Here is a 21,284-nt window from a genome sequence, read left to right as displayed (position 1 = left end):
AACCGGATGGCCATCTGGTTCGAGGCTCAGTCGCTTACATCGCACAAAAAACCTTCCGTGCAGATACAAGGGGTGTTGGAAGGATCGCCGTCCGTGCCAAGCTGGAACACCCCTCATCCGACCGAGCTCCGCTCGGCCACCTTCTCCCACAAGGCGAGAAGGAAGAACCGCGCCAGGTTAAATGAGGAAAACGGCAGCATATGAAGACACGGCATTTCGACCGCATCGGCAATGGCGGCATTGCGTTCACGGAACTTGGCTTCGGCACGGCGCCGCTTGGCAATCTCTATCGCGCCGTCTCCGATGAGGATGCCAACGCCACTCTGGAGGCCGCGTGGCGGGTCGGCTGCCGCTACTATGACACCGCGCCGCTCTACGGGCTTGGCCTGTCGGAAACGCGGCTCAATCCGTTCCTGCGCTCGAAAAAGCGCGACGACTATGTGCTGTCGAGCAAGGTCGGCCGCATCATGCGCCCCTGCCCGCCGGACCAGCGCACCGGCATCGGCAAGTTCTTCGACACGCCGTCGCGCCGCGAGGTTTTTGACTACAGCTATGACGGCGTCATGCGCTCCTTCGAAGCCTCGCTGGAACGCCTCGGCGTCGACCGCATCGACATTCTTTTCGTGCATGACGTCGACGTCTTCACCCATGGCAGCAAGGAGGCCTCGGACCAGCGCATCGAGGAGTTCATGCGCTCGGGCTATTACGGGCTGCTGTCCCTGCGTGACCAGGGCGTCATCAAGGCGTTCGGCGGCGGCATCAACGAATGGCAGGTTGCCCAGACGCTTGCCGAGCGCGGCGACTTCGACCTGTTCCTGCTTGCCGGGCGCTATACGCTGCTGGAACAGGAGGCGCTGCAATCCTTCCTGCCGCTATGCCAGAAGCGCGGCATCGGCATCGTTCTCGGCGGGCCGTACAATTCCGGCATCCTGGCAACCGGTCCGAAGCCCGGCGCCTATTACAATTATACCGAGGCGCCGCAGGACATCATCGACCGCGTCACGCGTATCGAGGCTGTCTGCAAACGCCACGGTGCGCGGCTGATCGAGGCGGCGCTGCAATTTCCGCTGCTGCACCCTTCGGTCGTGTCGGTGATCCCCGGCGGCCAGCGGCCGAGCGAGGTCGAAAGCAACCGGTCGCTGCTCGACGCGAAGCTGCCATCGGCACTGTGGGCCGATCTCAAAAAGGAAGGGCTGATGCGCGCCGATGCACCGACGGCATAGACCGCTGGCCGAGTAGGCGCAAAAGAAAAGCCGGGCATGCCCGGCTTTTCTGGTCGCTGAGAAGGGTGAGAAGGCCGCTTAGTTGACTGCGTCCTTGAGGCCCTTGCCGGCCGAAAACTTCGGCACGGTGCGCGCCGGAATCTGCACTTCCGCGCCGGTCTGCGGATTGCGGCCGGTCGAGGCAGCGCGTTTTGACACCGTGAAATTTCCGAAGCCGACAAGCCGGACATCGCCGCCCTTCTTCAGTTCGCCGGTGATGACGGAGAACACCGCATCGACAGCCGACTGCGCGTCACCCTTCGAAATACTCGCGGCATCGGCGACAGCGGACACCAGTTCGTTCTTGTTCATAAAAATTCCCTTCCATGAGAAACCGGAACGTACGACTCATCCGGCAGGAAACGGACTTTAGAAAGAAGCGCTTCCGCAACCAAGTCGAAAAGCGTCAAAAGAGTCGAAAAAACCCCGGAATTCCGGGGTTTTTCACATCAAAAAGCCGGGCGCCAGGCCCGGCTCTCCGTTGTGCATTGCAACTTTAGCACGTGCTAATGCGTGACCCCGAAAACCGGTTTCGGTTTTCGGAAAGGATCACGCATAGACTCAATAGCGTTAGAGCGTCCTTTGCGCGTCCAATTGGACGCGCGGCGCTCTAATGGGCAAGTGACTTGCCGGCGTCGTCTCCGGCATCCACCGCAGTCGGCGCATTGACCGGTTCGATCCACTCGATCGGCTCCGGCATACGCACCAGCGCGTGGCGCAAGACTTCGCCGACCCGCGCGACCGGAACGATCTCCATACCGCTCTTCACGTTGTCCGGAATCTCCGCCAAATCCTTGGCGTTGTCTTCCGGGATCAGCACCTTCTTGATGCCGCCGCGCAGCGCTGCAAGCAGCTTCTCCTTGAGCCCGCCGATCGGCAGCACCCTGCCGCGCAGCGTGATCTCGCCGGTCATCGCCACGTCGGCCCTGACCGGGATGCCGGTCAGCACCGAGACGATCGCCGTCGCCATCGCCACACCCGCCGACGGTCCGTCCTTGGGCGTTGCGCCCTCGGGCACGTGGACGTGGATGTCGCGCTTGTCGAACAGCGGCGGCTCGACGCCGAAATCGAGGGCCCGCGAGCGGACGTAGGAGGCCGCCGCCGAGATCGATTCCTTCATCACGTCGCGCAGATTGCCGGTCACCGTCATGCGGCCCTTGCCGGGCATCATGACGCCTTCGATCGTCAGCAACTCGCCGCCGACTTCCGTCCAGGCGAGCCCGGTGACAACGCCGACCTGATCGTCGGCCTCGACCTGACCGAAGCGGAAGCGCGGAACACCAAGGTAATCGGCGAGATTGTCCGCCGTGATGTCGACCGTCTTCTTTTTCGTCTTCAGGATCTCGGTCACCGCCTTGCGGCCGAGCTTCATCAGTTCGCGCTCCAGGCTCCTGACGCCCGCTTCACGGGTGTAGGTCTGGATGATGCCGCGGATCGCGTCCTCGCCGACGGAGAACTCCTGCGGCTGCAGCGCGTGATCGCGGATCACCTTGGGCATCAGGTGGCGCTTGGCGATCTCGATCTTCTCGTCCTCGGTGTAGCCGGCGATACGGATGATCTCCATGCGGTCCATCAACGGTGCCGGGATGTTCAGCGTGTTCGCCGTCGTCACGAACATCACGCTCGACAGGTCGTATTCGACCTCGAGATAGTGGTCCATGAACGTCGAGTTCTGCTCGGGATCGAGCACCTCGAGCAACGCCGACGACGGATCGCCGCGGAAATCCTGGCCCATCTTGTCGATCTCGTCGAGCAGGAAGAGTGGGTTGGACTTCTTCGCCTTCTTCATCGACTGGATGACCTTGCCGGGCATCGAGCCGATATAGGTGCGCCGGTGACCGCGGATCTCGGCCTCGTCGCGCACGCCGCCAAGCGCCATGCGGATGAACTCGCGGCCGGTCGCCTTGGCGATCGACTTGCCGAGCGAGGTCTTGCCGACGCCGGGAGGTCCGACGAGGCACAGGATCGGCCCCTTCAGCTTCTTCTGGCGGCTCTGCACGGCGAGATATTCGACGATGCGGTCCTTGACCTTGTCGAGGCCGAAATGGTCGGTGTCGAGCACGTTCTGCGCGAAGGCCAGATCCTGCTTGACCTTGGAGTTCTTGCCCCACGGTATCGACAGGATCCAGTCGAGATAGTTGCGCACGACGGTCGATTCAGCCGACATCGGCGACATCGTCCGCAGCTTCTTCAGTTCGGCTTCCGCCTTTTCGCGGGCCTCCTTGGAGAGTTTGGTCTTCTTGATGCGCGCCTCGATCTCGGCGGCCTCGTCGCGGCCGTCCTCGCCCTCGCCGAGCTCCTTCTGGATCGCCTTCATCTGCTCGTTGAGGTAGTATTCGCGCTGCGTCTTCTCCATCTGGCGCTTGACGCGCGAACGGATGCGCTTCTCGACCTGCAGGACGGAGATTTCGGCTTCCATGAAGCCCATCGCCTTTTCCAGCCGCTCCTTGACCGAAAGCGTGGCCAGCATCTCCTGCTTCTCGGGGATCTTGATGGCAAGATGCGAGGCGACCGTATCGGCGAGCTTGGAATAGTCGTCGATCTGGCTGGCGGCACCCACCACTTCGGGCGAGATCTTCTTGTTCAGCTTGACGTAGTTCTCGAAGTCGGTGACGACGGAACGGGCCAGCGCCTCGACCTCGACCTCTTCCTCATCCGGTTCGACCAGTGCCGCGGCGCGGGCCTCGTGAAAATCGGGGCGGTCGGTGAACGAAACGATTTTCGCGCGCGAGGCGCCTTCGACCAGCACCTTGACGGTGCCGTCCGGCAGCTTCAGCAACTGCAGCACATTGGCGAGCGTGCCGATGTCGAAGATCGCATCGGACTCGGGATCGTCATCGGCGGCATTCATCTGGGTCGCAAGCAGGATCTGCTTTTCCTGACCCATCACCTCTTCCAGCGCCTTGATCGACTTTTCGCGCCCAACGAAGAGCGGAACGATCATGTGCGGGAACACCACGATGTCGCGCAGTGGGAGGACTGCGAAGACGCCGTCGCTGGGAGCCTTGGATATTTTGGCCATTGTCCAACCTTTCATGTCGCGACCGCCAATCGGCCAACCGCGAATCTCATATTAACGACCGGGGATGGTTCCGCCTACCACCGTTTGTGACGGGAGTTTTACAGCACAGAATTCGGCGCCACGGCCTTCCACCGTTAGTTGGAGGCACGCGAGGCAAAGATCAAGGGTCGACAAGAAACCGTTCATCCAATCCGTCACAATCCGTTCATCACAAGTCACAATCCGTTCATCACAAGTCGGGCCGTCCATCATAGCCTGCCCATCCGCAAACGACAAAACGGCGCCTTGCGGCGCCGTTGAAGAACTCCACCAAAGGGCTGACGTCAGGCGCTGACGTTGCCCTTCTTTTCCTTCTGCTCGGAATAGATGTAGAGCGGCCTGGCGTTGCCGGACACCACCTCTTCCGAAATAACCACTTCGCGCACGCCTTCCAGCGCCGGCAGCTCGAACATCGTGTCGAGCAGGATCGCCTCCATGATCGAGCGCAGGCCGCGCGCGCCGGTCTTGCGCTCGATGGCGCGCTTGGCGATCGCCGACAGCGCATTCTCGTGGAAGGTCAGGTCGACATTCTCCATCTCGAACAGCCGCTGGTACTGCTTGACCAGCGCGTTCTTCGGCTCGGTCAGGATCTGGATCAGCGCCGGCTCGTCGAGGTCCTCCAGCGTTGCTAGGACCGGCAGACGGCCGACGAACTCGGGAATGAGGCCGAACTTCAACAGATCCTCGGGCTCGACCAGACGGAAAACGTCGCCGGTGCGGCGATCCTCGGGCGACGCGACGGTGGCGCCGAAGCCAATCGAAGTCTTGCGGCCGCGATCCGAGATGATCTTGTCCAGCCCGGCGAAGGCGCCGCCGCAGATGAACAGAATGTTGGCGGTGTCGACCTGCAGGAATTCCTGCTGCGGATGCTTCCTGCCGCCCTGCGGCGGCACGGACGCGACCGTGCCTTCCATGATCTTCAACAGCGCCTGCTGCACACCCTCGCCCGACACATCACGGGTGATCGAGGGATTGTCCGATTTGCGCGAAATCTTGTCGATCTCGTCGATGTAGACGATGCCGCGCTGGGCACGCTCGACATTGTAGTCGGCCGACTGCAACAGCTTCAGGATGATGTTCTCGACATCCTCGCCGACATAGCCGGCCTCGGTCAGCGTCGTCGCATCGGCCATGGTGAACGGCACGTCGATGATGCGGGCCAGCGTCTGCGCCAGCAGTGTCTTGCCGCAACCGGTCGGGCCGATCAGCAAAATGTTGGACTTCGCCAGCTCGACGTCGTTGTTCTTGCCGGCATGCGCGAGGCGCTTGTAGTGGTTGTGGACGGCCACCGACAGCACGCGCTTGGCGTAGGGCTGGCCGATGACGTAGTCGTCGAGAACCTTGAGGATCTCCTGCGGGGTCGGCACGCCCTCGCGTGACTTCACCATCGAGGTCTTGTTCTCCTCGCGGATGATGTCCATGCAGAGCTCGACACATTCGTCGCAGATGAACACCGTCGGGCCGGCGATCAGCTTGCGCACTTCGTGCTGGCTTTTGCCGCAAAACGAGCAATAAAGCGTGTTCTTGGAATCACCGCCGCTGTTGCCGACCTTGCTCATTTTCATGTCCTTTCATAGCCGCCCGCCGATGGTCTGGTTGAAAGGGCGCATAACTCAATCTATCGCGGGAAATCGCCGCCGCCAGTAGTCCGGCTCCCGCAACGCATTCCATACGAAACACATATCAGAAAACGTCGCAATGATTCGCATCAACCCCGCACAAAGCTAAGCCGTCGAAAATCAAGATAGGCTTAACGTAGGCAATCGCTCCCGTCGAGGGAACAGCCAATTGTGGCCGAAATGCCGCAAGCGGCATCAAAAGCGTGTTTTCCCACCATCCAACTGCCACCGGGCTATGTGGCAAGACCCTCGATCGGCTCGCGCGACGAAATGACCTTGTCGATGAGGCCGAAATCCCTGGCCTCGTCGGAGGTCATGAAGTGGTCGCGGTCGAGCGTCCTTTCAATCTCGTCGTAGCTCTTGCCGGTGTGCTTGACATAGACCTCGTTGAGACGCCGCTTCAGCTTGATGATGTCCTGGGCGTGGCGCTCGATGTCAGAAGCCTGGCCCTGAAAACCACCGGAAGGCTGGTGGACCATGATGCGGGCGTTCGGCGTGGCGAAGCGCATGCCCTTCTCGCCGGCGGTGAGAAGCAGCGAGCCCATCGAGGCGGCCTGGCCGATGCACAGCGTCGCCACCGCCGGCTTGATGAACTGCATGGTGTCGTAGATCGCCATGCCCGAGGTGACGACGCCGCCGGGCGAATTGATGTAGAGGTTGATTTCCTTCTTCGGATTCTCCGCTTCGAGGAACAGGAGCTGCGCGCACACCAGCGTCGCCATGCCGTCTTCGACCGGACCGGTGATGAAAATGATGCGCTCTTTCAGGAGCCGCGAGAAAATGTCGTAGGCCCGCTCGCCGCGATTGGTCTGCTCGACCACCATCGGAACGAGGTTCATGTAGGTTTCGATGGGGTTCTTCATGGACTATCCCTTATTGAAGATGGGATTCCGGCGCCGGGAGATTAGCAAGTCGGGCAGAATCGGTTCTGGATCGTTATCCCTGTAAATAGGGTGTCGGCTCACCCTAGCGCAAGGCTGCCCCTCCTAGCCATCCGGTTAAGTCGAATCAAGCTTTCTGCACAGAATTCGCCCGAAGCTGCGCCGGCAGCCTTCTGCTGCTCTTAAGGTGGCGCGGCGGGGTAGCAATTTCTTAACCGCGTCGAAATATCTCGAAACTGCTTTCCCGCGATACGGCTTCCCCTACAATTCAACGTTGAGCTTGAACTGAAGGTTCAACAGGGGGAGTGCCATGATCAGGAAAACCGCTTCCTCGGCCATCGCCAGCCTCGCCGTTCTCGGCATGGTGTCCGAAATGGCTGCCGCCGGCGGGCGCCCCGTCGAATGCTACGAGCAGGTCAACAAGCCGGCCGTCTACGAAACAGTCTACGAAAACGTGCTCGTCAGCCCGGCCGGCCAGCAGGTGGAGTATGTTCCCGCGATCTACGGGACGCGCGAGCGCGTGGTGCAGATCGCACCGGCGCGTGTCAGCTACGAGATCGTACCTGCCATCACCCGCACCATCTACCGCTCGGTGAAGGTCGATGACGGCGGCTACTCCTGGGAATGGCGCGTCATCAACGGCCGCAAGGTGCTGTGCAAGATCAGGCACAAGGCGCGCTATCAACGGGTGGCCGAGACCGTGGTGGTGCAGCCGGAGCGCCAACGACGCGTCGTCGGTCCCGCCGAGTATGAGAGCGTCGCCGAAGAGGTTCTGGTGCAGCCGGAGCAGTGGCGGATCGTCAATTTTCCCGCCACCTACCAGACGATGGCGCGCCGGGTTCTGGTCCGCGAGGGCTCGTCGCGCTGGCGGCAGGTGCGCATTGCACGCCGCTGCCGGTTTTAGGCTTCCGCCCGCAGCCACGCCTTCAAGCCGCTGACGTCGCCATTGCCGACGGTCTCTGCGACACGCCTGCCGACCGCTGCGCCGAACTTGTAGCCGTGGCCGGAGCAGGCCGAGATGACAAGGCATTTGCCCTTCTCATGCGCCAGGAACTTTTCGTCGGCGGTGAAGGTGTAGGCGCAGGTGACGACCTCGGTGACCTTGTATTCTTCGACACGGGCGATCGGCGGCGAAAACAGGTCGCGGATCGCCTCGCCCTCGCCCGCCACCGGCTGCCGGTTCCAGTCGGCATCGCTGGTCGGCACCCTGTGCAGCCCTGAGCCGAATTTCATGCCGGCGCCGCCGGACGGCGGGATCACGTAGCCATCGATCGCGCCGCCGACATCGAGGATGACCGGGGCCGAATGCCATGCCGCTTTCAGATCCGCCGGCGGTTCGACATAGGCGAGCGCGGTGCGCCAGGTCTTCAGGTCGCCGCCCAGCTCCGGAAACAGTTTCAGCACCCAGGCGCCGGCGGCGACGACGATGCGGTCGGCCTGCATCGTCTCGCCGCTTTCAAGCACAAGGCGGCCAGCCTCAGCGTCGACCTCCGTCACCTTGCTGTTTTCGTAGACATTGGCGCCGTTTGCCCGCAGCCATTCGGCGAGGCGGGAGGCAATCTTGCGACAATGCAGCGCGCCACCCTCCGGCGAGAAATACGCGTAGCGGAACGAGCCGGGCTGCAGGAACCGCCAGCGTTCGGCCGCGGCGTCCGGCTCGAACAGTTCGATCGGGTAGTTCCCGGCTTCCATGCCCTCGCGGTATTCCTCGGCTTCGTCTCCCGGCTCGCGCGAAATGCAGATGAAGCCGCGCGGGTCGAGATGGTTCTCGCTGAGATCGGCCCACATCTCGTCCCAGGCCGCATAGGCTTCGGTGATCAGCCGGCCATAACCCGAGGCTGCGCCATAGGCGCGGCGGATGATGCGGTGATGGTCGCCCGAGGCGGCAAGCGGATTGGGGATCGGTCCCTGCTCGACGATCGAGACTCGGTGCCCGGCCTTGACCAGTGACCAGGCCGTCGACAGCCCTGCAATGCCTGCGCCAACCACGATCACATTCATCAAGTCAGTCTTTCCGCAGCCGCGCCGGCTGGCTCAACACTTTTTGTGCATGTCGTTGTCCCAAAACCGCTTCACACCCTCGGGTCAGGCCCGAGGGCATGCTTTTGGGCGACATGCATCGGCTCACCGGGCGCCAACATACGGCCTGGCGCCAAGCTGGCAAGCCTTGGAGCGCCGCGCGTCGGTGGACGCGCAAAGGACGCTTGAATCTGCGCATGATCCCCAGCGAAAACCGATTCCGGTTTTCGGGGTCATGCGCTAATGATCCACAATGACCGATTTGGTGCCACCAACTTACCTGGCCTTCGATCCGGCCACCCGCCATGTGCGACTGGACCCGCACGAGTCGGATTTCTTCCAGAACCCCTATGCGGCCTATGCCTTCATGCATGGCGCATCGAATATCTTCTTCTGGGAAGAGTTCGGCTTCTGGTGCTTTGGCGGCTTCGACGACGTCGGCCGGCTGCTGCGCGACCGCCGCTTCGGCCGCCACAACCCGGCCGGCATCCCTGACAGAAGCGGCCTCGGCCGGGACCGCACCCATCTCAGCGCCTTCGACGGCATCGAGGCCAATTCGATGCTGGAGCTGGAACCGCCAGTTCACACCAGGCTCAGAACGCTGGTCAACCGCGCCTTCGTCTCGCGTCAGGTCGAGCGGCTGAGGCCGCGCGTCGAGGCGCTGGCCAACGCGCTGATCGACCGTTTCGAGCCGGGCCCGGTCGACCTGCTGCCAGCCTTCGCATCGCCTTTGCCGATCACCATCATTGCCGAAATGCTCGGCGTGCCGGTCGAGATGGGGCCGCAACTCCTCGACTGGTCGCATCAGATGGTCGCCATGTACATGCACGGCCGCACCCGCGAAACGGAAGAGACGGCCAATCGCGCAGCACATGATTTTTCGGATTTTTTGCGCGGCTATGTCGCTGAACGACGGAAGAAACCCGGCGACGATCTGTTGTCGCTGCTGATCTCGGCGCAAGACGATGGCCAAAGACTCTCGGAGGACGAGCTGGTGTCCTCGGCCATCCTGCTGCTCAATGCCGGCCACGAGGCGACCGTCCACCAGACCGGCAATGCGGTGCGCGCGGTCCTCGCGCAAGGCGGCGACCCGCGCCGCTTCTTCACCTCGCAGCAAACGACCGCCGCCACGGTCGAGGAATGCCTGCGCTTCGACGCGCCGCTGCACATGTTCACGCGTTGTGCCTATGAAGAGATCGAGGTCGTTCCAGGCATTCTGGTGCGGCCGGGCGAGACGATCGGCCTGCTGCTCGGCATGGCCAACCACGACCCGGCGGCGTTTGCCGAGCCCCTCGCCTTCAGGCCGGATCGCGCCGACCAGAAGAACGTCTCGTTCGGCGCCGGCATCCACTTCTGCATCGGCGCGCCGCTCGCCCGGCTCGAATTGCAGGTGTCGCTGAAAACCTTGTTCGACCGGCTGCCGCGGCTGCATCTGGCCGAACAGTCGCGTTTTCGCGACACCTATCATTTCCACGGGCTGGAAAGGCTCGCCGTGCACACTGGAACAATGATCAAAGCTTGATCACATACTCCTTGCGTGTTGTTTCAAGCACTTCCCAGCTTCCCTTAAAGCCCGGCCTGAGCACGAAACTGTCGCCGGCCCTGACGGTGCGCGCCTCGCCGCCCTCCTCTGAAATCACCGAGACGCCCGAAAGAATGTGGCAGAACTCCCACTCGTCGTATTCGATGCGCCATTTGCCCGGCGTCGCCTCCCAGATGCCGGCATAGAGGCCGCCGTCGCATTCCTCGACATTCCAGGTGCGGAATTTTGGATCGCCCGAGATCAGCCGATCCGGCGCCGGCGCGCCAGGTTCCGGTTCGACGCTGTCGACACCGAGGGAGAGGAATTTTGGCTCGGTCACGGGGACTCCTTTCCAGCGGGGGTCAGACCTTGGCGAGAGCCTGTTCCAGATCGGCGACGATGTCGTTGACATCCTCGATGCCGACCGAGAGCCTGACCGTATCCGGCCCAGCGCCTGCGGCGACCTTCTGTTCGTCGGACAGTTGCCGGTGCGTGGTCGATGCAGGATGGATGACCAGCGACTTGGTGTCGCCGACATTGGCAAGGTGCGAGAACAGTTCGAGTGCCTCGACGAATTTGATGCCCGCCGCATAGCCGCCCTTCAGGCCGAAGGTGAACACCGCACCGGCGCCAAGCGGCGAGTACTTCTTCTGCAGCGCGTTGTTGTTGTCGCTGGGCAGGCCGGGATAGGACACCCAGGCGATCTTGGGGTGGTTGGACAGCCGCGCGGCGACGGTGACCGCATTGTCGCAATGGCGCTGCATCCTGAGCGGCAGGGTTTCCAGCCCGGTCAGGATCAGGAACGCGTTGAAGGGCGAGATCGCCGGGCCCATGTCGCGCAGGCCGAGCACGCGCGCGGCAATGGCGAAGGCGAAATTGCCAAAAGTTTCGTGCAGGACGAGGCCGCCATATTCGGGGCGCGGCTCCGACAGCATCGGATATTTGCCGGATTTCGACCAGTCGAAGGTACCGCCGTCGACAATGGCGCCGCCAATCGAATTACCATGACCGCCGATGAACTTGGTCAGCGAATGCACGACAATGTCGGCGCCATGCTCGATCGGCCGCACCAGATAGGGCGAGGCCAGCGTGTTGTCGACGATCAGCGGCAGACCGTGTTTGCGGGCGATGTCGCCGATCTTCTCGATGTCGACGAAGACGCCGCCCGGATTGGCCAGGCTCTCGATGAAGATCGCCTTGGTCTTTTCGTCGATCTGGCTTTCGAAGGTCGAGATGTCGTTGGTGTCGGCCCAGCGCACCTGCCAGCCGAAATTCTTGAAGGCGTGGCCGAATTGGTTGATCGAGCCGCCGTAAAGCCTTGTCGCGGCGACGAAATTGTCGCCGGGCTGCATCAGGTTGTGGAACACGAGCACCTGCGCTGCATGGCCCGACGCCACCGCCAGCCCCGCCGTGCCGCCTTCGAGTGCCGCGATACGCTCTTCCAGCACCGCCTGCGTCGGGTTCATGATCCGGGTGTAGATGTTGCCGAACGCCTTCAGCCCAAATAGCGAGGCGGCATGGTCGGCATCATCGAAGACAAAGGAGGTCGTCTGGTAGATCGGCGTGGCACGCGCGCCGGTCGCCGCATCGGGCTTGGCGCCGGCATGGACGGCGAGCGTATTGAAACCGGGCGTGCGGGTCATCGAAGATCTCCCCTGAGTGCTGAGTGGGTGAAGGGTGAAGGGTGAATGGTGAATGGTGAATGGTGAATGGTGAATGGTGAATGGTGAATGGTGAAGGCAAGGTCGGCCAGCCCCATCCTGATTGCAAGCGGCTCATATGTCGCTTTATCCGCCTTCCAGAAAAATCCTTCTATTCACCATTCACCACCTACTTCCGGCGGACGCCAAAACTCTGGAATCCCGGCCGCATCAGCGGCTTCTTGGACGACAGCACGCCTGAGTTGACGCCGGTCCAGCCGATCTCGCCCGACAGCTTGCCATATTCGATCTTGGGGCAGCGGTTCATCACCACCTTGATGCCGGCGGCCTCGGCGCGTGCGGCTGCCTCGTCATGGCGCACGCCAAGCTGCATCCAGATGACGTTCGGCAACGGATCGAGCCGCAAGACCTCGTCGACGACGCCCGGCACCGCCGCCGAGCCGCGAAACACGTCGACCATGTCGATCGGCTCGGGAATATCGGCGAGCCTGGCATAGGTCATCCGGCCAAGGATTTCCTTGCCGACCTGGCCGGGGTTGATCGGGAACACCGAAAACCCCTTGCCCAGCAGGTATTTCAGAACGAAGTAGCTCGGCCGCACATCGTTGGCGGACGCACCGACCATGGCGATGGTCTTCACCGAATTGAGGATGTCGGCGATATAGGCATTGTCGTAGGCGTCATGGTTCATGCCTCGTCCTCATACAGAGCTTCGGCGAGAAAACCATCCGGACCGTTGCAGAAACTGCGCATCATGCGGAAATGATCGGTATCGTCGAAAGCGGTGGGAAACGCGCTCAACCCGGCAGCGAGATGCTGCCGTCTTCCGCGATCGGAAAAGCCGGATTGTGCGCCACTTCCCAGACATGCCCTTCGGTGTCGGCGAAATAGCCATACCAGCCGCCCCAGAAGGCGCGGCCGGCCGGCTTGACGATGCGGCCGCCGGCCTTCTCGGCCATCGTCAGCACGTCATCGACCTCCGCTTCGGAGCGGGTGTTGTAGGCGAGGTAAATCGTCGACGGCGCCTTACCGAAAGTAATGCCTGCATCCGCTTCGGCGCTTTCGCGCGGGAACAGCCCGAGAATGACGCCGCCCATCTGGAAGAAGGCGACGCCCTCGGTGATGCCGGCATGGCGGGTGAGGCCCATCGCCTCGTAGAAGCGCGTGGCGCGCTCAAGATCGTCGACGGCAATGGTGATGATGGAGATGCGAGGCTCCATGTCTATTCTCCGTCCTATTCCTGCGTCCATTCCGGCTTGCGCTTGCCGATGAAGGCGCCGATGCCCTCTTCCGCATCGCGTGCCAGCATGTTGTCGACCATGACGCGGCCGGTATAGGCATAGGCGTCGGCCAACCCCATTTCGGCCTGCGCGTAAAAGGCTTCCTTGCCGGTCTTGACGACCAAAGACGATTTGGCGGCAATGGTTTGCGCGTATTTGGCGACAATCTGATTGAGATATTCACGCGGCACGACGCGGTTGACGAGGCCGAATTCCTTTGCCGTCGCCGCATCGATGGTCTCGCCGGTCAAAAGCATCTCCATCGCATGCTTGCGCGAAACGTTGCGCGACAGCGCCACCATCGGCGTCGAGCAGAACAGGCCGATATTGACGCCGGGGGTGCAGAAGGTCGCCTCGTGCGAGGCGATCGCCAGATCGCAGCTCGCGACCAGTTGCGCCCCGGCCGCCGTCGCCAGGCCATCGACCTCGGCGATCACCGGCCTGGGATGGCGCACGATCGCCTGCATCAGTGCCGCGCAAGCGGAAAACGTCTCCTCGAAGAACGCCTTGCCGCGATCGGCATCGCCGCGGCGCGCGGTCATTTCCTTGAGGTCGTGTCCGGCGCAGAACACTTTGCCGGCTGCCGCCAGGACGATGACACGGACGGATCTGTCTGATTTGGCGCGGTCGAGTTCCGCCGTCAGCGCCGCCATGACCGCCAGCGACAGGGCATTGGCCGGCGGATTGTCGAGCGTGAGGCGGAGCACGCCCTTGTCCAGCCTCGTGACAACAGGACCTTCGGCAACAGCCGGCTTGATGGCGACGATTTCAGCCATTTTCCAAACCTCTTCATTGGCCAGCGGCATCGGATTCGCGGGCCATGGAACAAAAGAACTAGCACGCCGCCGATTGAAGAACAGGCTTAAGGCGTGTTTTCTCAGGCCACGGCACATACAGGAAACCGCCAATGCCTGCCCAAAACAATCTCAAGCCGGTGCTGACTGCGGCGCAAGTCAATACGCTGATGGAGACCGTCTACCCGCAGCTCAACGACCAGTTCACCTTCTACGAGGCGACCGACGTGTTTGCGGGCGGCTGCACGGTGCGCCTGAATGCCGACGAGCGGCATTTGCGCCCCGGCGGAACCGTGTCGGGCCCGTCGCTGTTCACTCTGGCCGACATAGGCGGCTATGTCTGCGTGCTTTCACATGCCGGGCCGGATGCGCTTTCGGTGACCACCAACCTCACCATTAATTTCGTCCGCAAGGCCGAGGCCGGACCGATCGACGGTCATTGCCGCATCCTGAAACTGGGCAAGAGCCTGATGGTGTTCGAAATCGATATCGTCGCCGGACCGGACGGACATACGGTGGCGCACGCGACGGGAACCTATTCGATCCCGCCGAAGCGGTCGCCATCTTGACAATTGCATTTCCGGTTGATGTGTATATATGTGCGCATAGGTGACCTTTGCTGGAACGTGACAGCCGCAAGATCGTGAAGCGTCTCAAAGACGATGGTTTCGAACTGATTTCCGTACGCGGCTCGCATCACAAATTCCGAAGGGGCGAGATTGTGTTGATCGTTCCGCATCCCGAGAAGGATCTGCCAACCGGTACCGCTCGCGCGATCGCCAAGCAGGCAGGCTGGATAAGGACGAGCTGAAGCGTCCTGGAGATTGCAAATGAAGAACTATTTCGCGTTGGTCGACAAAGATCCCGATAGCGCGTTCGGCATCCGCTTTCCGGACATTCCCGGCTGCTTTTCGGCTGCGGACGCGGCGGAAGACATCGTGCCCAATGCCGTTGAAGCCCTGCAATTGTGGTCAGAGGATATGCCCGTTCCAGAGCCGTCCAACCACGAAGCGATTGTCGCGCTTGCGGACATACGCAACGCGCTCGCTAAAGGAGCCTATCTGGTCTCGGTGCCGCTCATCGATAATGACAGCGCAGTCGTCAGGGCAAATGTGACGTTCGAGCGCGGCGTTTTGCGGGCGATCGACATGGCAGCGCGCGAACGCGGCATAACCCGATCTGCGTTCCTCTCCAGCGCGGCCCGCAAGGAAATCGAGGCAAAGCACTAAGGCTGGCCGCAGGTAATGACAACATCGATGTGGTAAAATAATACCTTCCATTCAAGCCTTTGTTTTTGCATGTCTTTCTGCGCTACTCGTCTTTTAGTTCGCCTTGACGTGACGCCCCCCCTCGCCTATAAGCCTTCACGGAACAGCGGCCCGCAAAGGCCGCCGTTTTGTTATTGGCGGCGGGCGAGCGCTTGGCGTCGATCCAAGCAACAAGAAACGCCTTTCCTTGTCGTTTGACGACGGGGAAGGTCCGAACCGAAAGCAACAATCCATGGCAACCTTTTCGCAGAAGCCTGCGGATGTGGTGAAGAAGTGGGTGCTGATCGACGCCGAGGGTCTCGTCGTCGGCCGTCTCGCCACTGTCATCGCCAATCATCTTCGCGGCAAACACAAGCCCACCTTCACCCCGCATGTCGACGACGGCGACAACGTCATCGTCATCAATGCCGACAAGGTGGTGTTTACCGGCAAGAAATTCACCGACAAGGTCTATTACTGGCACACCGGCCACCCTGGCGGCATCAAGGAGCGCACCGCGCGCCAGCTGCTCGAGGGCCGTTTCCCCGAGCGTGTCGTCGAGAAGGCCGTCGAACGCATGATCCCGCGTGGTCCGCTCGGCCGTCGCCAGATGAAGAATCTCCGCGTCTATGCAGGCACGGAACATCCGCATGTCGGCCAGCAGCCCGTCACGCTCGACGTGGCCAAGCTGAACGCCAAGAACAAGAAGGTTTCGTAAAATGGCTGAGCTTTCCTCGCTCGCAGAACTCGGAACTGCCACCGGCAACACCAATACGCAGCCGGCTGCACCCGTCCATGTCCAGAAGCTCGACAAGTCGGGCCGCGCCTATGCCACCGGCAAGCGCAAAAACGCCATCGCTCGTGTCTGGGTGAAGCCCGGCTCCGGCAAGATCGTCGTCAACGACAAGGTGTTCGCCGAATATTTCGCGCGCCCGGTCCTGCAGATGATCCTCAACCAGCCGATCATCGCCGCCAACCGCGCCGGCCAGTACGACATCGTCGCCACCGTCATCGGCGGCGGCCTTTCCGGCCAGGCCGGTGCGGTGCGCCACGGCATCTCCAAGGCGCTGACCTATTACGAGCCGGCGCTGCGCGGCGTGCTCAAGAAGGGCGGCTTCCTGACCCGCGACAGCCGCGTCGTCGAGCGCAAGAAGTACGGCAAGGCGAAGGCCCGCCGCTCGTTCCAGTTCTCGAAGCGCTAAGCGCTGCGCAGCTTCAGACAGTCGAAAAGGCCGCCTCCGGGCGGCCTTTTCTTTGTGTGCCGAGCCATCACCCACCCGCGCCTGCGGCGCGACCTCCCCATCAAGGGGAGGTAGAAGGTCGCGGCAGTTTCCCGCTCGCCGAACGGTCTGCAAAAGCCGGCTGGGTGACGGAACGATGGTCCGAATGTAAAGCGCGACGCCCCTACCTCCCCTCGATGGGGTGACGGCGCCGGGCGCAGTTCATGCCTGGCGCAGACCTCAGGTTCGGCTGTCCCTGATAAAATCGACAAACGCCCGTAACGGCGCCGGCACAAGACGCCGGCCGGGATAATAGAGGAACGGCCCGGGGAAGCTCTGCCACCAAGGTTCGAGGACGGGTTCGAGCACACCACTCTCAAAGTGAGGGCGAAGCCAGTCCTCGAACAGGCTGACGATGCCGGTACCGGCGATGGCGGCATCGACGGCGAGATCAGCCGCACCGCCCAAGCTCACGAGAAGCGGCCCCGTCGGATCGACCCGCACCACCTCGCCGGCACGCTCGAATTCCCATGGCGGCATCGCCCCGCTGGCGAAGCGGCCGCGCAGGCAGGCTTGGCCGAGCAGGTCGCGCGGGTGTTGCGGCCGGCCATGGCGATCAAGGTAGGCAGGGCTGGCGGCGGTGGCAAAGCGCTGCAGGCGCGGTCCGATCGGCACCGCGATCATGTCCTGCTCCAGCCGCTCGTCGTAACGGATGCCGGCGTCGCAGCCGGCCGCCAGGACGTCGACAAAGCTCTCCTCGGCGATCACCTCCAGCCGGATGCCGGGATAGGCAGCGAGGAAACGCGGAACAATGCTGGGCAGCACCAGCCGCGCCGCGCTGACTGGCACGTTGAGGCGCAGCGTACCTGCTGGCCGGTCACGAAAACCGTTCACCACGTCAAGTGCTGCCTCGACCTCGTTCAGGGCCGGGCCGAGCCGCGCCAGCAAGCCGACACCCGCGTCGGTCAGCGCGACGCTGCGTGTCGTGCGATTGAGCAGCCGGACGCCGAGTTGAGTCTCCAGCCGGCGCACCGCCTCGCTCAGACCCGACGCGCTGCCGCCGCTTGCACGAGCGCCCTCGCGAAAACCGCCGGCGCGTGCCACCGCCAGGAAGGCATTCAGATCACCGAGTTGGACATTCACTGTTCGAAATCCCGCACAACCCGTGCGGATTGTACCGGATTATCAGGACAGCGCACAGCAGCTATTTCTGCTTCACCATCCGAAGGAGACAGATCATGCCCAGCATCGACAGGTCAGGTACATTCACTCTCGGCGACCGCTCCGTGAAGCGGCTCGGCTATGGCGCCATGCAACTCGCCGGACCCGGCGTTTTCGGCCCGCCTAAGGATCATGACTCAGCCCTGGCCGTGCTGCGCGAAGCCGTCGCGCGTGGCGTCGACCATATCGACACCAGTGACTTCTACGGCCCACACGTCACCAACCGGCTCATCCGCGAAGCGCTCGCGCCCTATTCCGACGACCTCACCATCGTCACCAAGATCGGCGCCCGCCGCGGCGCCGATGGTTCATGGCTCCCCGCCTTCTCTCCCGAGGAGCTGACCCAGGCGGTGGACGACAATCTGCGCAATCTCGGGCTCGACGTGCTGGACGTGGTCAACCTCAGGATCACATTCGATGTGCATGGGCCCGCTGAAGGGTCGATAGAAGAACAATTCGCTGTGCTGGCCGGGCTGCAGCAAAAGGGTCTGGTCACATCGGGTTGAGTAATGCCACCTCGGCGCAGATAAAAGAAGCACGGCGCATCGCCGAGATCGTCTGCGTGCAGAACCAGTACAATCTGGCGCACAGGAGCGACGACGCGCTGATCGACGAACTTGCCCATGACGGCATCGCCTATGTGCCGTTCTTTCCGCTCGGCGGCTTCAACCCGCTACAGTCGTCTACCCTATCGGGCGTCGCTCAGCGCCTGGGCGCCACGCCCATGCAGGTCGCGCTCGCCTGGCTGCTCCGTCGCGCCCCCAATATTCTGCTCATCCCCGGCACGTCGTCCGTCGCGCATTTGCGGGAGAATCTTGCCGCAGCCGAACTCGATCTGCCGGAGGACGCCGTCAGGGAACTGGACGGCGTGGCGATGGCTGCCTGAGGATTGGCGAAGGCTGGCGGGACAGCGCCCAGGACAGCGCCCCCCTCTGCCCTGCCGGGCATCTCCCCCGCAAGGGGGAGATCGGCAGCTTCAGCCACCACGTCCAATTGATGCTCGCCGTGTTCGCCGGCTCCGCCGGCCGCGCCGCATCAGAATAAGGCACGCGGTAGCCGTTCGCCGCCAGCCAGTCGATCGCCGCTTTCGGCTCGTCGGTCTGGATGATGGTGGCGCCGCGCTCGGCCCAGAAGCCGTAGGTCTCGCGCGGCAGGCTGGCGAACACCGCCAGTTCATCGCCGCGACCGCCGGCAAGGAAGCCGCCCGGCTTGTTGACGATGGCGTAGGTATTGGCCCAGATGTGCCAGTCGCCCCTTATCGCCGCCGCGCGCATGCGCGCGCTGAACAGCGGCCCGCCGGTTTCGGTCAGCGTCTCCGCGCCGTCCCGCCAGTTGATCATCTCGACCGCGCGCGGCGCAAAGGCGCCGCTGACTTTCTCGGCGAAACCGGCGTCGCGAACCGCGTCGTCGGCCATGATCGGCATGAACTGGAAACCGCTGCCGATCGCGCCCATGGCTGCCTTGACAGTGGTGATCCTGGCCGGGTTCCACAGGTTCTCCTTGACGATCACCTGTTCGGCCATGCCAAGGTCACGCGCCACCGCGATCATGCCGGCCAGGCTGTCGACGTCGAGCTTGTTGTCGATGTTGACGAGGATCCTGTCCCTGGTCGCAATCAGCATCTCGCGCAGCGTCGAAACCGGCTCGTCGGTGACGGCACCGGTGCCCTCTATCACCAGCCTGCAGGTTTTTAGTTCGGCCAGCGTGCGCTTGACCACCTCGCCCTTGCAGTTCGTCGTGCGGTCGAGCCAGCTGTCATGCATGACGACGAACTGGCCGTCCTTCGAGCGCCTGACGTCGACCTCGACGATTTCGGCGCCAAGCGCGATCGATGCCTCGAGGGCGGCGATCGAGTTCTCCGCAAACAGCGTCTTGCGGGCCTGCAGGCTGCCGGCGCGGTGTGCCGCCACCATGACATGGTCGCGCCACTGGTTGGCGTGTTCGAAACGGTGGAGAATCTGTCTGGCGCGTGTTTCGCCAGCCAATGCCGAGCCAGTGAACAGCACCGAAGCGGCGGCAAGCAGAAGGTTCAGCCAGGTCGTTCGCATGAGAATCGCTCCTACCGGATGCAAACCCGGATAAGCGACGCGCGTGACAGCTCAGTGAACGAAGCCGGCTTCGCAAATGCCGGAAAGTCAGGTCAATGCCGGCTGAAGCGGCCGTTCTTCAATCGCGAACCGACGGCGATCAACTTGCCGAGATCGATGCCGCCGTCCTGCGGGCGGTGGCCGGCTTGGCGTGCTGAAGTCTGCTGCGTTCCCCCGCTGACAACCCTCCGCGAAAGGACGGCTGGCTACTTTCGGTTGTATTCATGCATATGTACCCCAATTTCCGGGTTGGCCATGCGGGCTCACCTGGCAAGCAAGAAGTTGTGACCGGGCTCGAACGGCCATGGCCCTCGGAAGGGGTCGCATTTGTTGGAATTATATCCAATAAGGTTGCGCCTCGACGCACAGGAGATCGCTTCATGCCGAACACCAACATCGACCACGCCTTCACCGCCCGGGCCAGGACGGGTGCGTCCTTCGAGCCGACCTATGCCGGCGCGCTGTCGTTCATGCGACGCAAATACACGAAGGACGTGAAGGGCGCGGACGCGGTGGTGTGGGGCATCCCCTTCGACGCCGCCGTCACCAACCGGCCGGGCGCGCGTTTCGGACCGCAGGCGATTCGCCGCGCATCGACCATCCTCGACAACGACCCGCAATATCCGTTTTCGCGCGATCTGTTCGAACATCTCGCCGTGGTCGACTATGGCGATTGCCTGCTCGACAGCGGCAACCACCAGAAGACGCCGGGGACGATCGAGCGCGAGGCGGCAAAGATCCTGAAATCCGGCGCCTTCCTGCTGTCGCTCGGCGGCGACCATTTCGTCACCTGGCCGCTGCTCAAGGCGCATGCCGCCATCCACGGTCCGCTCGCCATGGTGCAGTTCGACGCCCATCAGGACACCTGGCCGGACGACGGCAAGCGCATCGATCACGGCTCCTTCGTCGGCCGTGCGGTCAAGGAGGGGATTATCGATCCCGACCGCTCGATCCAGATCGGCATCCGCACCCATGCGCCAGCTAGCTTCGGGATCAAGATCCTGTACGGCCACGAAATCGAGGACATGCGCGCGTCCGATATCGCCTATGCCATCGTCGACCGCACCGGCGGCAAGAAGGCCTACGTCACCTTTGACATCGATTGCCTCGACCCGGCATTCGCGCCCGGTACCGGCACACCGGTCGCCGGCGGGCCGTCCTCGGCAAAGATCCTGTCGGTGCTGCGCCAGATCAATCAGCTCGACATCGTCGGCGCCGATGTCGTGGAGGTTGCGCCGGCCTATGATCACGCCGATATAACGGCAATTGCCGGGTCGACGGTGGCCATGCACTATCTCGGGCTGCTGGCGGAACGAAAGGCACGGCTCGAAGAGCTGAACAACGGCAATCACGCCGTCGCCGGATTGAATCAGGCAAGCGGCATCTAACATAACAGGAACTCAGGCAGGC

At 62.6% G+C, this 21,284-nt stretch carries 22 protein-coding genes and 1 pseudogene; 11 read left to right on the top strand and 12 right to left on the bottom strand.

Going from position 1 to position 21,284, the window contains the following annotated elements; genetic code table 11:
• Both AC0L16_RS14220 and AC0L16_RS14215 read left to right on the top strand, forming a co-directional pair.
• Window positions 1–204, top strand: a 204-nt coding sequence (locus tag AC0L16_RS14220; RefSeq protein ID WP_473621462.1) for a hypothetical protein, incomplete at its 5' end; no start/stop codon positions are given.
• Window positions 201–1,223: an aldo/keto reductase gene (locus AC0L16_RS14215; RefSeq protein WP_473621461.1), complete on the top strand. Its 1,023-nt coding sequence runs from the start codon at window positions 201–203 to the stop codon at window positions 1,221–1,223. The genes AC0L16_RS14220 and AC0L16_RS14215, both read left to right, overlap by 4 nt.
• Window positions 1,224–1,301: 78 nt before the next feature.
• Here AC0L16_RS14215 and AC0L16_RS14210 read toward each other — a convergent pair whose 3' ends face one another.
• The 4 genes from AC0L16_RS14210 to clpP all read right to left on the bottom strand — a co-directional run bounded on the left by AC0L16_RS14210 (window position 1,302) and on the right by clpP (window position 6,805).
• Window positions 1,302–1,574, bottom strand: coding sequence for an HU family DNA-binding protein (locus tag AC0L16_RS14210; RefSeq protein ID WP_023798342.1), 273 nt, complete (start codon window positions 1,572–1,574; stop codon window positions 1,302–1,304).
• 298 nt (window positions 1,575–1,872) lie between these two features.
• On the bottom strand, window positions 1,873–4,284 hold the full coding sequence (gene lon / locus AC0L16_RS14205; protein ID WP_473621459.1) for an endopeptidase La: 2,412 nt from the start codon (window positions 4,282–4,284) through the stop codon (window positions 1,873–1,875).
• Window positions 4,285–4,607: 323 nt separating this feature from the next.
• Entirely contained in the window at window positions 4,608–5,882 is a 1,275-nt protein-coding gene (clpX, locus tag AC0L16_RS14200) for an ATP-dependent Clp protease ATP-binding subunit ClpX (RefSeq protein ID WP_027155315.1), read from the bottom strand.
• A gap of 293 nt (window positions 5,883–6,175) precedes the next feature.
• Entirely contained in the window at window positions 6,176–6,805 is a 630-nt protein-coding gene (gene clpP, locus AC0L16_RS14195) for an ATP-dependent Clp endopeptidase proteolytic subunit ClpP (RefSeq protein WP_473621458.1), read from the bottom strand.
• A gap of 328 nt (window positions 6,806–7,133) precedes the next feature.
• Between clpP and AC0L16_RS14190 the strand changes: the two genes are divergently transcribed.
• A complete protein-coding gene (locus AC0L16_RS14190; protein ID WP_473621457.1) occupies window positions 7,134–7,727 on the top strand; it encodes a hypothetical protein in 594 nt (197 codons plus the stop codon).
• Here the strand turns inward: AC0L16_RS14190 and AC0L16_RS14185 are convergent.
• Window positions 7,724–8,824: an NAD(P)/FAD-dependent oxidoreductase gene (locus AC0L16_RS14185; protein WP_473621470.1), complete on the bottom strand. Its 1,101-nt coding sequence runs from the start codon at window positions 8,822–8,824 to the stop codon at window positions 7,724–7,726. The genes AC0L16_RS14190 and AC0L16_RS14185 overlap by 4 nt on opposite strands.
• Before the next feature lie 271 nt (window positions 8,825–9,095).
• On the opposite strand from AC0L16_RS14185, the gene AC0L16_RS14180 reads away from it, so the two are divergent.
• Window positions 9,096–10,364, top strand: a complete 1,269-nt coding sequence (locus AC0L16_RS14180; RefSeq protein ID WP_473621456.1) for a cytochrome P450 — start codon at window positions 9,096–9,098, stop codon at window positions 10,362–10,364.
• Here AC0L16_RS14180 and AC0L16_RS14175 read toward each other — a convergent pair.
• The 5 genes from AC0L16_RS14175 to AC0L16_RS14155 form a co-directional block, all read right to left on the bottom strand.
• Window positions 10,354–10,704 (bottom strand): cupin domain-containing protein, encoded by a 351-nt coding sequence (locus tag AC0L16_RS14175; protein WP_473621455.1) that lies wholly within the window; start codon window positions 10,702–10,704, stop codon window positions 10,354–10,356. The genes AC0L16_RS14180 and AC0L16_RS14175 overlap by 11 nt on opposite strands.
• 22 nt (window positions 10,705–10,726) lie before the next feature.
• Window positions 10,727–12,007: an O-acetylhomoserine aminocarboxypropyltransferase gene (locus AC0L16_RS14170; RefSeq protein WP_473621453.1), complete on the bottom strand. Its 1,281-nt coding sequence runs from the start codon at window positions 12,005–12,007 to the stop codon at window positions 10,727–10,729.
• A gap of 187 nt (window positions 12,008–12,194) precedes the next feature.
• Window positions 12,195–12,716, bottom strand: coding sequence for a CoA-binding protein (locus tag AC0L16_RS14165; protein ID WP_473621452.1), 522 nt, complete (start codon window positions 12,714–12,716; stop codon window positions 12,195–12,197).
• Between the two features lie 106 nt (window positions 12,717–12,822).
• Window positions 12,823–13,245, bottom strand: coding sequence for a VOC family protein (locus tag AC0L16_RS14160; RefSeq protein ID WP_473621450.1), 423 nt, complete (start codon window positions 13,243–13,245; stop codon window positions 12,823–12,825).
• Between the two features lie 14 nt (window positions 13,246–13,259).
• Window positions 13,260–14,081, bottom strand: coding sequence for an enoyl-CoA hydratase (locus AC0L16_RS14155; RefSeq protein ID WP_473621449.1), 822 nt, complete (start codon window positions 14,079–14,081; stop codon window positions 13,260–13,262).
• A 131-nt stretch (window positions 14,082–14,212) separates the two neighbouring features.
• Here AC0L16_RS14155 and AC0L16_RS14150 point away from each other — a divergent pair, with 131 nt between their 5' ends.
• The 5 genes from AC0L16_RS14150 to rpsI all read left to right on the top strand — a co-directional run bounded on the left by AC0L16_RS14150 (window position 14,213) and on the right by rpsI (window position 16,548).
• Window positions 14,213–14,668, top strand: a complete 456-nt coding sequence (locus AC0L16_RS14150) for a PaaI family thioesterase (protein ID WP_473621448.1) — start codon at window positions 14,213–14,215, stop codon at window positions 14,666–14,668.
• A gap of 50 nt (window positions 14,669–14,718) precedes the next feature.
• Window positions 14,719–14,910 (top strand): type II toxin-antitoxin system HicA family toxin, encoded by a 192-nt coding sequence (locus AC0L16_RS14145; protein WP_077372441.1) that lies wholly within the window; start codon window positions 14,719–14,721, stop codon window positions 14,908–14,910.
• Window positions 14,911–14,929: 19 nt separating this feature from the next.
• Window positions 14,930–15,328, top strand: coding sequence for a type II toxin-antitoxin system HicB family antitoxin (locus AC0L16_RS14140; protein WP_473621447.1), 399 nt, complete (start codon window positions 14,930–14,932; stop codon window positions 15,326–15,328).
• A 271-nt stretch (window positions 15,329–15,599) separates the two neighbouring features.
• Window positions 15,600–16,064 carry a 50S ribosomal protein L13 gene (rplM, locus tag AC0L16_RS14135; protein ID WP_473621446.1) on the top strand — a complete coding sequence of 155 codons (465 nt, stop codon included), beginning with the start codon at window positions 15,600–15,602 and terminating at the stop codon, window positions 16,062–16,064.
• A 1-nt stretch (window position 16,065) separates the two neighbouring features.
• Window positions 16,066–16,548, top strand: coding sequence for a 30S ribosomal protein S9 (rpsI, locus tag AC0L16_RS14130; RefSeq protein WP_027155304.1), 483 nt, complete (start codon window positions 16,066–16,068; stop codon window positions 16,546–16,548).
• 258 nt (window positions 16,549–16,806) lie between these two features.
• Here the strand turns inward: rpsI and AC0L16_RS14125 are convergent, their stop codons facing one another.
• Window positions 16,807–17,709, bottom strand: coding sequence for a LysR family transcriptional regulator (locus tag AC0L16_RS14125; protein WP_473621444.1), 903 nt, complete (start codon window positions 17,707–17,709; stop codon window positions 16,807–16,809).
• A 95-nt stretch (window positions 17,710–17,804) separates the two neighbouring features.
• Between AC0L16_RS14125 and AC0L16_RS14120 the strand changes: the two are divergent.
• Window positions 17,805–18,673: pseudogene (locus AC0L16_RS14120) on the top strand (aldo/keto reductase family oxidoreductase).
• Here the strand turns inward: AC0L16_RS14120 and AC0L16_RS14115 are convergent.
• Complete coding sequence (locus AC0L16_RS14115) at window positions 18,639–19,835, bottom strand: glycerophosphodiester phosphodiesterase family protein (protein ID WP_473621442.1); 1,197 nt, start codon at window positions 19,833–19,835, stop codon at window positions 18,639–18,641. The pseudogene AC0L16_RS14120 and the gene AC0L16_RS14115 overlap by 35 nt on opposite strands.
• A gap of 419 nt (window positions 19,836–20,254) precedes the next feature.
• Here AC0L16_RS14115 and speB point away from each other — a divergent pair, with 419 nt between their 5' ends.
• Complete coding sequence (speB, locus tag AC0L16_RS14110; protein WP_473621441.1) at window positions 20,255–21,262, top strand: agmatinase; 1,008 nt, start codon at window positions 20,255–20,257, stop codon at window positions 21,260–21,262.
• Window positions 21,263–21,284 lie beyond the last annotated feature (22 nt).

This window comes from Mesorhizobium sp. WSM4848 (assembly GCF_055811375.1).
This window is presented reverse-complemented; position numbering and strand designations above follow the sequence as displayed.

Bases quoted from the DNA above. Each gene is read 5' to 3' on its own strand.
- clpP (WP_473621458.1), bottom strand. From the start codon at position 6,805: ATGAAGAACCCCATCGAAACCTACATGAACCTCGTTCCGATGGTGGTC.
- speB (WP_473621441.1), top strand. From the start codon at position 20,255: ATGCCGAACACCAACATCGACCACGCCTTCACCGCCCGGGCCAGGACG.
- AC0L16_RS14180 (WP_473621456.1), top strand. From the start codon at position 9,096: ATGACCGATTTGGTGCCACCAACTTACCTGGCCTTCGATCCGGCCACC.
- rplM (WP_473621446.1), top strand. From the start codon at position 15,600: ATGGCAACCTTTTCGCAGAAGCCTGCGGATGTGGTGAAGAAGTGGGTG.
- AC0L16_RS14165 (WP_473621452.1), bottom strand. From the start codon at position 12,716: ATGAACCATGACGCCTACGACAATGCCTATATCGCCGACATCCTCAAT.
- AC0L16_RS14155 (WP_473621449.1), bottom strand. From the start codon at position 14,081: ATGGCTGAAATCGTCGCCATCAAGCCGGCTGTTGCCGAAGGTCCTGTT.
- AC0L16_RS14185 (WP_473621470.1), bottom strand. From the start codon at position 8,824: ATGAATGTGATCGTGGTTGGCGCAGGCATTGCAGGGCTGTCGACGGCC.
- rpsI (WP_027155304.1), top strand. From the start codon at position 16,066: ATGGCTGAGCTTTCCTCGCTCGCAGAACTCGGAACTGCCACCGGCAAC.
- clpX (WP_027155315.1), bottom strand. From the start codon at position 5,882: ATGAGCAAGGTCGGCAACAGCGGCGGTGATTCCAAGAACACGCTTTAT.
- AC0L16_RS14115 (WP_473621442.1), bottom strand. From the start codon at position 19,835: ATGCGAACGACCTGGCTGAACCTTCTGCTTGCCGCCGCTTCGGTGCTG.
- AC0L16_RS14140 (WP_473621447.1), top strand. From the start codon at position 14,930: ATGAAGAACTATTTCGCGTTGGTCGACAAAGATCCCGATAGCGCGTTC.
- AC0L16_RS14150 (WP_473621448.1), top strand. From the start codon at position 14,213: ATGCCTGCCCAAAACAATCTCAAGCCGGTGCTGACTGCGGCGCAAGTC.
- AC0L16_RS14190 (WP_473621457.1), top strand. From the start codon at position 7,134: ATGATCAGGAAAACCGCTTCCTCGGCCATCGCCAGCCTCGCCGTTCTC.
- AC0L16_RS14160 (WP_473621450.1), bottom strand. From the start codon at position 13,245: ATGGAGCCTCGCATCTCCATCATCACCATTGCCGTCGACGATCTTGAG.
- AC0L16_RS14210 (WP_023798342.1), bottom strand. From the start codon at position 1,574: ATGAACAAGAACGAACTGGTGTCCGCTGTCGCCGATGCCGCGAGTATT.
- AC0L16_RS14215 (WP_473621461.1), top strand. From the start codon at position 201: ATGAAGACACGGCATTTCGACCGCATCGGCAATGGCGGCATTGCGTTC.
- AC0L16_RS14170 (WP_473621453.1), bottom strand. From the start codon at position 12,007: ATGACCCGCACGCCCGGTTTCAATACGCTCGCCGTCCATGCCGGCGCC.
- lon (WP_473621459.1), bottom strand. From the start codon at position 4,284: ATGGCCAAAATATCCAAGGCTCCCAGCGACGGCGTCTTCGCAGTCCTC.